The sequence below is a fragment of the Citricoccus sp. genome (assembly GCF_032154715.1).
GTDB lineage: Bacteria > Actinomycetota > Actinomycetes > Actinomycetales > Micrococcaceae > Citricoccus.
Window position 1 is genome coordinate 1 of the sequence record NZ_JALDXU010000124.1, and the last position, 8,096, is coordinate 8,096.

An 8,096-nucleotide genomic window follows, 5' to 3' on the forward strand; every position below is an offset into this window, starting at 1 on the left:
CCTACGTCGTACCTCGACTGGCCCCTCCGCCGCCGGTGCCGCCGCCTCCCCGTCCGCCTTCCCGTCCACACCCCAGCCCACCGCACGGGCCTAGGAGGACCTCATGAGCACGACCGCTGACACCACTGCTGACACTCCCGCTGAGATCCCTCCTGGAGTCTCCTCCGGATCGTCCCCGAAACCTGCGGGCACGGGGCGCCCCGGCATGTTCCGCATGCTGTTGAGGGACCCCTTCGCCACAGCCGGGGCCTTGATCCTGCTGATCGTCGGCGCCACCGCCGTCGTCGGCCCGATGCTGATGGGCGATCTCGCCACCCGGCAGGACCTCATGTTCGCCAACCAGGCTCCGTTCGACCTGGCCAACGGGTGGGAGTTCATCCTGGGCTCGGACTCCCTGGGCCGCTCCATGCTGGCCCGGTTGGTGGTCGCCACCCGCACCACTCTGCTCGTGGCACTGCCCGCGGTGCTGATCGCCATGGTCATCGGCTCCCTGTGGGGCGTCTGGGCCGGCTACCACCGGGGGGCCCGCGAGACCGTGTCGATGCGCATCGCGGACATCATCATGTCCTTCCCGTCCTTGCTGCTGGCCGTGGTGGTGCTGTACGTCTTCAGCCCCTCGATCGCGAACATCGTGCTGATCCTGGCGATCACGCGCATCCCGATCTACCTCCGCACCGCCCGGGCCGAGTCAGCGGAACTGCAGAGCCGGACCTTCGTGGATGCCGCCCGCACCTTCGGCACCCGCCCCAACGCGATCATCCGCCGTCACGTCATCCCGATCGTGACGCCCACCATCCTCACGCTGGCCACCCTCGAGTTCTGCTACGTGATGCTGGCCGAGTCCTCCCTGAGCTTCCTCGGCATCGGTATCCAGCCGCCGGACGTGTCCTGGGGCCTGATGGTCGCCCAGGGCCGGCAGTACCTGCAGACGGCCTGGTGGCTGTCCATCCTGCCCGGTCTGGCCATCGTCATCACGGCCATCGCCGCCAACATGCTGGCCGCCTGGCTGCGCATCGCCACGGATCCCGCCCAGCGCTGGCGGCTGACCCTGCCGCGCCGGGCCAGGATGATCCACCGCCTGCCCGCCCGCAAGGTCGCAGCGGCCTCGGCCGCCACCGATGCCTCCGAGGCACGCACCGACCGTGAGGTCGATGCCGCCAGCGAGAACCAGAACACCCAGGAGAAGCCATGAGCACGCAGACCCGCGAACGTCACGCGTCCGGCAAGGGCGGAAGTTCCGCGCACCCCGGCGGTGCCACACCCACCCCCGGGGACACGGTCCTCGAGGTGACCGGACTGGATGTGGACATCCGCACGCCCCTCGGCACCGTCCGGGCCGTCAGTGACGTGGGCTTCACCGCCGTGGCGGGACAGACCCTGGCGCTGCTCGGCGAGTCCGGTTGCGGCAAGTCCATGACCGCCAAGGCGATCGCCGGCCAGCTGGACGCCGTGGCCCATGTGGACGGCGGCACGGTGATGCTGAACGGGGAGGACCTGAACCGGATCAGCGCCAAGCGCCGCCGGGCGATCGCCGGCGTGGAACTCGGGATCGTCTTCCAGGACGCCCTGACCGCGCTCAACCCCGTCTACACGGTGGGAACGCAGCTCGGCGAGGCCTTCCGGATCCACCGCGGCCTGAACGCCAGGAAAGCCAAGGTGGAAGCCGTCGAGCTGATGAGGCGCGTCGGCATCCCGGAGCCCGAATCCCGCGTGGACGCCTATCCGCACCAGTTCTCCGGCGGCATGCGGCAGCGCATCCTCATCGCAATGGCGGTGGCCCTGGGGCCAAGGCTGCTGATCGCGGACGAGCCCACCACCGCACTGGACGTCACGGTGCAGGCCCAGATCATGGAGTTGCTGCGCCGGCTGCGGGCTGAGGAAGACATGGCCGTGGTCCTGATCACCCACGACCTCGCGGTGGTGGCGGAGGAGGCGGATGCCGTCTGCGTCATGTACGCCGGCACCGTGGTGGAGCAGGGCCCCGTGGAACAGGTCTTCGCCACACCCACCCACCCCTACACCAAGGGACTGCTGGAGTCCGTTCCCGCCGGCGCCGAACGCGGCGGGGACCTGAGCTCGATCCCGGGCAGCCCGCCCGACCTCAAAGACATCCCCGCCGGATGCGTCTACCAGGACCGCTGCCCGCTGGCCCGCCAGATCTGCCGGGCCCAGGGGCCCGCCCTGCGCGAGACCGTGCCCGGCCAGCGTGCCGCCTGCCACTTCTCCGAGGAGTTGCTCGCGGCCGATCCGCCGGCCGTGGCTGTTGCGGAATCCCCTGCCGCGGATGATGCCGACGCCGGCCCCACCGCCACCCCGCCCACCGAACCGGAGGCCCGAGCATGACCGCCACCCTGACCCATGACGCTGCGGCCTCCACCGCGGGCACGGCCCTCGAGGTCGAGAACATCACCAAGACCTTCCAGGTCCAGCGCAGCGCCTCCGGCAATGACCGGCTGAAGGCGCTCGACGGGGTCAGCCTCTCGGTCGGCCGCGGGGAGACCCTGGGCCTCGTGGGGGAGTCCGGGTGCGGCAAGTCCACCCTGGCCCGGACCCTGATGCTGCTGGAGACCCCGGACTCCGGTTCCGTCACCTTCGAAGGGCAGGACCCGTTCTCCCTGCGCGGCAAGGACCTGATGGCGTGGCGCCGCCGCGTGCAGATGGTGTTCCAGGACCCGTTCGCCTCGCTCAACGCCCGCATGTCGGCCGGCGAGATCATCTCGGAACCGTGGGCCACCCACCGCAGCCTGTACCGGACCGCCCGGGAGCGGGACGCCCGCCTGCGAGAGCTGCTCCAGCTCGTCGGCCTGCGCGCCTCGGATGCGAAGAAGTCCCCCCAGGAGTTCTCCGGCGGGCAGCGCCAGCGCATCGGCATCGCCCGGGCCCTGGCCCTGAACCCGGACCTGATCATCCTGGACGAGCCCGTCTCCGCCCTGGACCTCTCCGTGCAGGCCCAGGTGCTGAACCTGCTCAATGAGCTGCAGCAGAAATTGGGCGTCAGCTACCTGTTCATCTCCCATGACCTCTCCGTGGTCCGCCACGTCACCGACCGGGTGGCCGTGATGTACCTCGGCCGGATCATCGAGACCGGCACCACCGAGGACGTCTTCGAGCGTCCCCTGCACCCGTACACGGCGGCGCTGATGTCCGCGTCGCCCAAGCTGGACCCGGCGGCCCGCCCCGAGGAGCGGATCGTGCTGCGCGGCGAGCTGCCGTCTCCGCTGGACCCGCCTTCGGGTTGCCGGTTCCGCACGCGCTGCTGGAAGGCGCAAGAGATCTGCGCGGTGGAACGTCCTGCGGCGCGGACGGCGGAGGAATCGGGACGGAGTGTGCAGCACCTGCCGGCACCCGCGGTCCGGACTCCCGGCCCGGTGTGGAGCCTGGGGACGGGCCCCGAGGGCAGCTCCGCGTGGCCGGACGGCACCCCCGTGCCCCAGCAGGCGGGCACCGCGGACTTCACCCACCAGGCCGAGTGCCACTTCCCCATGGAGGAGCCCGCGCCGGGGGCACACCCCGCAGCGGTGGGCTAGGTGGACCCTGGGTCCTTCGCCCTCATCGCGGTGATGGTCTTCGTCGGATCGGCCCTGCAGGGCTCGATCGGCTTCGGTGCGGGGATGGTGGCCGCCCCGGTCATCGCCCTGGTGGAGCCGGATCTGCTCCCGTCCCTCGTAGTGATGTTCGCGTGCCTTCTCGCCCTGATGGTGACCCTGCGCGAACGCGCCCACCTGGACCTCGCCGGGGCGGGCTGGGCGCTGGTGGGCCGGCTGCCGGGCAGCGTCCTGGGAGCCCTGATGGTGGTGGTGCTGCCCGTGAGCGCCCTGTCCTGGGTGGTGGCCGTGTCCGTCGTCATCGGCATCGGAAGCGCCTTCCTGGGCTGGCGGCCGGTCCCCACGCGTACCGCCCTCGTCACCGCCGGGGCGCTGTCCGGGATCATGGGCACCTCCACCTCGATCGGCGGGGCGCCCATGGCGGTGGTGTGGCAGGGCCAGGACCCCTCACGACTGCGGGGAACCATGAGCGCCTTCTTCCTCGTCGGCTCCGTCACCTCCGTCGCCCTGCTGGCCCTCGTCGGGTCCGTGACCTGGCACGCGGTGCAGGTCGTCCTCTGGCTCATTCCGGCCGTCGCCGCCGGTTTCCTGCTCTCCCGCCGGCTCAACCGCTGGATGACCGTCGAACGATTGCGGGTATCTGGATTGGTGCTGGCTCTCGGAGGTGCGTCCCTCCTCGTGGTCCGACTGCTGTTGGGTGCGTAGAAGTCCGGCCTGCCAGAAATGTGCGCCACCCAACGGTGAACGTCAGCGTTTCGGGCTCACCACGCCCAGCCGCGGCACCCCGGCGGCGAGGCGTTCGACGTTCGCGGCAAGGTCCGCCGCGCGGCCCGCGAAGGTCGACTCGGCATGCCCGGAGCAGTGGGGGGTGAGGACCACGTTCTCCAGGATGGCGAAGTCGTGGTCCGCCGGGGGAGTGCGCCCGGGTGCCGGGGCACCCCACCAGACGTCGATCGCCGCGCCACCGATCGCCGCCGGGCTTCCGGCCGGTGCGGTCAGCGCGGCGTAGAGGGCATCCTGGTCCACCACGGGCCCGCGGGCCACGTTCACCAGGTAGGCGTCCGCCTTCATCGCGGTCAGCTCTGCTTCCCCGATCAGCGACTCGGTGTCAGGGCCGAGCGGGACGGACACCACCACGACGTCGGCCTCGGACAGCAGGCGCGGCAGGTCCCCGGTACCCCCGACCCAGCGGGGGGAGACCCCCATGGGTAGTGGGGAGTCCGGGTTGCCCCGGACAGCAACGGTGTCCATGCCCCAGCCACCTGCCAGTCGGAGAGCCGCCGCTCCGATGCCGCCCAGGCCCACGGCGCCGACGGTCATCGTGTCCAGAGTGCGGAAGGCGGGCACCGTGGGATCCGTGGCCAGCGTGCGCCAAGTCCCGGAGCGCAGGGCCCGGTCCCGGGAGAGCAGCTGCCGCTCGAGGGCCAGGACGGAGAGCAGTACGTGCTCGGCGATCGAGCGCTCGTGATGGGCCGTGGTGGTGACCTCGGTGCCGGCCGGCAACGCCGTCACCGCGACCCGGTCCAACCCGGCTCCGGTGACCTGGACGAGCGCGGCGCGGACGCAAGGCGCCACCTCTGCGGACAACCGTGAGCAGATCAGCACGTCGCAGTCCGCGGCGGCGGCCCTCTGGCCGTCGTCGTCTGCATCGGTGAGGAACACCCAGTCGTGGTTCGGGGCCCCTGCGGTCAGCACAGCGGACCACCGGGTGATGATCGGGTCGGTGACGAGCACGGTCAGCCGGCGGGCCGGCGTCGAACCTTGGTGTCCTGAGGCCGGCGCCATGCTCACCACCGGGCCGGAGAAGGATCGAAGTCGGGCTGGAAGCGGCGCATGTAGCCGGTGTCGTCCCGCTCGGCCAGGCCCGCGCGCAGGTACTGCTGGTGCAGCCGGGCCAAGGCGTCCTCGTCGAGTTCGACCCCGAGGCCGGGGGCCGTGGGAACCGCCACCGAGCCGTCCTCGATGGCCAGGACACCAGGCAGCACCACGTCCTCGGCGGGGTCTTTCCACGGCGTGTGCGTGTCACAGGCGTAGTCCACATTCGGGGTGGCCGCGGCCAGGTGCACCATGGCGGCCAGACTGATGCCGAGGTGCGAGTTGGAGTGCATGGACAGTCCCCAGCCGAACGTCTCGGCGATGCCGCCGAGCATCTGAGACCGGCGCAGGCCGCCCCAGAAATGGTGGTCCGAGAGCACCACGTCCACCGCCCCGGCGGCCACGGCCGGCGGGATGTCGGCGAAGCCCACCACGCACATGTTGGTGGCCAGGGGCATGGACGTGCGACGCCGGACCTCGGCCATGCCCTCGATCCCCGGCGTGGGGTCCTCGAGGTATTCCAAGACCCCACCGAGACGCTCGGCCACCCGCACGGAGGTCTCCACCGTCCAAGCCCCGTTCGGGTCGAGCCGCAGCGGCAGGTCCGGGAACTCGGCGCGCAAGGCCTCGATGGCCTCGCACTCGGCCTCCGGGGCGAAGACCCCGCCCTTGAGCTTGAGCGCGGTGAAGCCGTAGGTGCCCACCAGCCAACGGGCTTGGGACACGACGCCGGCCGGATCCAGCGCTTCGCCGTACAGGTCAGCCTCGGCGCCGGGATGCCCGGCCCACTTGTAGAACAGATAGCCACTGAAGGGAACGGACTCTCGCAGGGCGCCACCGAGCAGGGTGCTGACCGGCAGGCCGAGGACCTTGCCCTGGATATCGAGGCAGGCCACATCGAAGGGGGAGAGCACGCGGTCCGCGGTGGCGGAACCGGTGACCATGCCGCTCATGCCGTGGCCGCCCTGCGTGGTGTCCGCGGCGAGGGCGCGGGTGATCCTGCGGCGCAGGTCATTGGTGTTGAAGGAGTCCGCGCCGACGACCGCGCGGGCGGCCACCTCCAGCCGTGACAGGTGGGCGGCGTCCCCGTAGGTCTCGCCGAGGCCGGTCACCCCGGCATCGGTGTGCACTTGGAGGATGGCCCGCAGGGCGAAGGGCTCGTGGACGCCGACCGTGTTGAGAAGCGGCGGATCCGCGAACGCCACCGGGGTGATGGTGGTGCCGGTGATGACGGGACCGGGACTCGTGAGGGTGGCTTTTGTGGGTCCGGAGGCCGGTGCGATCTGTGCGTTCACCCCTTCAACCTAGGGCGGCGGATCGATGCGCGTCCAAGCTAATATGTGCACACAATCATTCAAGGAGTGGATCGATGTTCTCGCTCATCCAGCTGGAGTCCTTCGTGGCCGTGGCAGAAGAACTGCACTTCGGGGCGGCGGCCACCCGTCTGAACATGACCCAGCCGCCCCTGAGCCGGCAGATCCAGCTTCTGGAAAGGGAACTGGGAGCCCAGCTGTTCGTGCGCAGCAGCCGGAAGGTGGAGCTGACGGCCGCCGGCCAGACCCTGCTGCCCAGTGCTCGGCGCATCCTGGACCTGTGCACCAAGACGGAGCTGGACGTCCGCCGGGTCTCCACCGGTGACGCCGGCTCGATCGTGCTGGGATACACGGCCATTGCGGGCCAGGCGGCCCTGCCCTGGCTGCTGCGCCTGGCCCGCGAGCACATGCCCGGGGTGTCCCTCGTGTTGCGGGAGGCCGTCTCCGCCGATCAGCTGGAGGCCCTGTCCCGCGGTGCGGTGGACCTCGGACTGCTCCGTCCGATCGTGTCCCGCCCCGGCGTGCGCACCGAACTGATCTTCAAGGACCGGCTCGTGGTGGCGTTGCCGGAGGGTCACGCGCTGGCCACCGGCCGGGGTGTGCGGCTCCGGGACCTGGAGGGCCATCCGCTCATGATGTACTCCACCGCTGAGGCGCGGTACTTCTACGACCTCGTGATGCGGCTCTATGAGAGCGCCGGCATGACCCCGACCATCACCCAGCTGGCCAGCCAGGTCCCCGCACTGCTGGCGTTCGCGGCGGCCGGGCTGGGCATCACGATGGTGCCGGCCTCCGCCATGGACTTCGCCCCTCCCGGTGTGGTGGCCGAGGAGCTCAAGGGGCCCGCGGGACTCGAGGACCTCAACCGCGCCGACCTGCACCTGGCGTGGAATGAGAACGGGGACAATCCCGCCGCCGCACGGCTGCGTGAACTCATCCTGGGTAGCCTCTCGCCACAGGGTGTCCTCGGGGATGGCACGTCCCCCGTCTCCGGGGACTAACCCGTCCGGTGCCTGCACTAGGCTGGAAAGCGTGAGCAACGAGATCGAAATTGGCCGCGGCAAGCGGGGACGTCGGGCCTACGCCCTGGATGACATCGCGGTGGTGCCCGTGCGCAGGACCCGGGACCCCGAGGATGTGTCCATCAACTGGCAGATCGATGCCTTCACGTTCGACATGCCGGTGATCGGCGCGCCGATGGACTCGGTCATGAGCCCGGACACCGCCATCGCCCTGGGCCAGCTCGGCGGCATGGGCGTGCTCAACCTCGAAGGTCTGTGGACCCGCTACGAGGATCCGACCTCCGTGCTCGAGGAGATCGCCGCCTTCGAGCCCAGCAACTATTCGCCGGCGAACACGCGGCGTCTGCAGGAGATCTACTCGCAGCCGATCCAGGCCGAGCTGATCACCGAGCGCCTGGCCC

General features: G+C 70.6%; 8 protein-coding genes. 6 read left to right on the top strand and 2 right to left on the bottom strand.

All coding sequences use genetic code 11. From position 1 onward, the window contains the following. Window positions 1-103: 103 nt before the first annotated feature. Genes RUH65_RS14555 through RUH65_RS14570 form a run of 4 tightly spaced genes read left to right on the top strand, consistent with a single transcriptional unit; the run spans window position 104 to window position 4,250 of the window. Window positions 104-1,192: an ABC transporter permease gene (locus RUH65_RS14555; RefSeq protein WP_313818322.1), complete on the top strand. Its 1,089-nt coding sequence runs from the start codon at window positions 104-106 to the stop codon at window positions 1,190-1,192. Beyond that, entirely contained in the window at window positions 1,189-2,343 is a 1,155-nt protein-coding gene (locus tag RUH65_RS14560) for an ABC transporter ATP-binding protein (protein ID WP_313818324.1), read from the top strand. The genes RUH65_RS14555 and RUH65_RS14560 overlap by 4 nt, the downstream gene beginning before the upstream one ends. Then, on the top strand, window positions 2,340-3,527 hold the full coding sequence (locus tag RUH65_RS14565) for an oligopeptide/dipeptide ABC transporter ATP-binding protein (RefSeq protein ID WP_313818325.1): 1,188 nt from the start codon (window positions 2,340-2,342) through the stop codon (window positions 3,525-3,527). The genes RUH65_RS14560 and RUH65_RS14565 overlap by 4 nt, the downstream gene beginning before the upstream one ends. Then, window positions 3,528-4,250 carry a sulfite exporter TauE/SafE family protein gene (locus RUH65_RS14570; RefSeq protein WP_313818326.1) on the top strand — a complete coding sequence of 241 codons (723 nt, stop codon included), beginning with the start codon at window positions 3,528-3,530 and terminating at the stop codon, window positions 4,248-4,250. 42 nt (window positions 4,251-4,292) lie between these two features. Here RUH65_RS14570 and RUH65_RS14575 read toward each other — a convergent pair whose 3' ends face one another. Both RUH65_RS14575 and RUH65_RS14580 read right to left on the bottom strand, forming a co-directional pair. Then, window positions 4,293-5,330 carry a 2-hydroxyacid dehydrogenase gene (locus tag RUH65_RS14575; protein ID WP_313818328.1) on the bottom strand — a complete coding sequence of 346 codons (1,038 nt, stop codon included), beginning with the start codon at window positions 5,328-5,330 and terminating at the stop codon, window positions 4,293-4,295. Window positions 5,331-5,332: 2 nt separating this feature from the next. Further along, on the bottom strand, window positions 5,333-6,643 hold the full coding sequence (locus tag RUH65_RS14580; RefSeq protein WP_396180364.1) for an enolase C-terminal domain-like protein: 1,311 nt from the start codon (window positions 6,641-6,643) through the stop codon (window positions 5,333-5,335). Between the two features lie 86 nt (window positions 6,644-6,729). On the opposite strand from RUH65_RS14580, the gene RUH65_RS14585 reads away from it, so the two are divergent. Further along, window positions 6,730-7,674, top strand: coding sequence for a LysR family transcriptional regulator (locus RUH65_RS14585; RefSeq protein ID WP_313818329.1), 945 nt, complete (start codon window positions 6,730-6,732; stop codon window positions 7,672-7,674). A 31-nt stretch (window positions 7,675-7,705) separates the two neighbouring features. After that, a partial coding sequence (locus RUH65_RS14590) for an IMP dehydrogenase (RefSeq protein WP_313818330.1) occupies window positions 7,706-8,096 on the top strand: 391 nt, incomplete at its 3' end.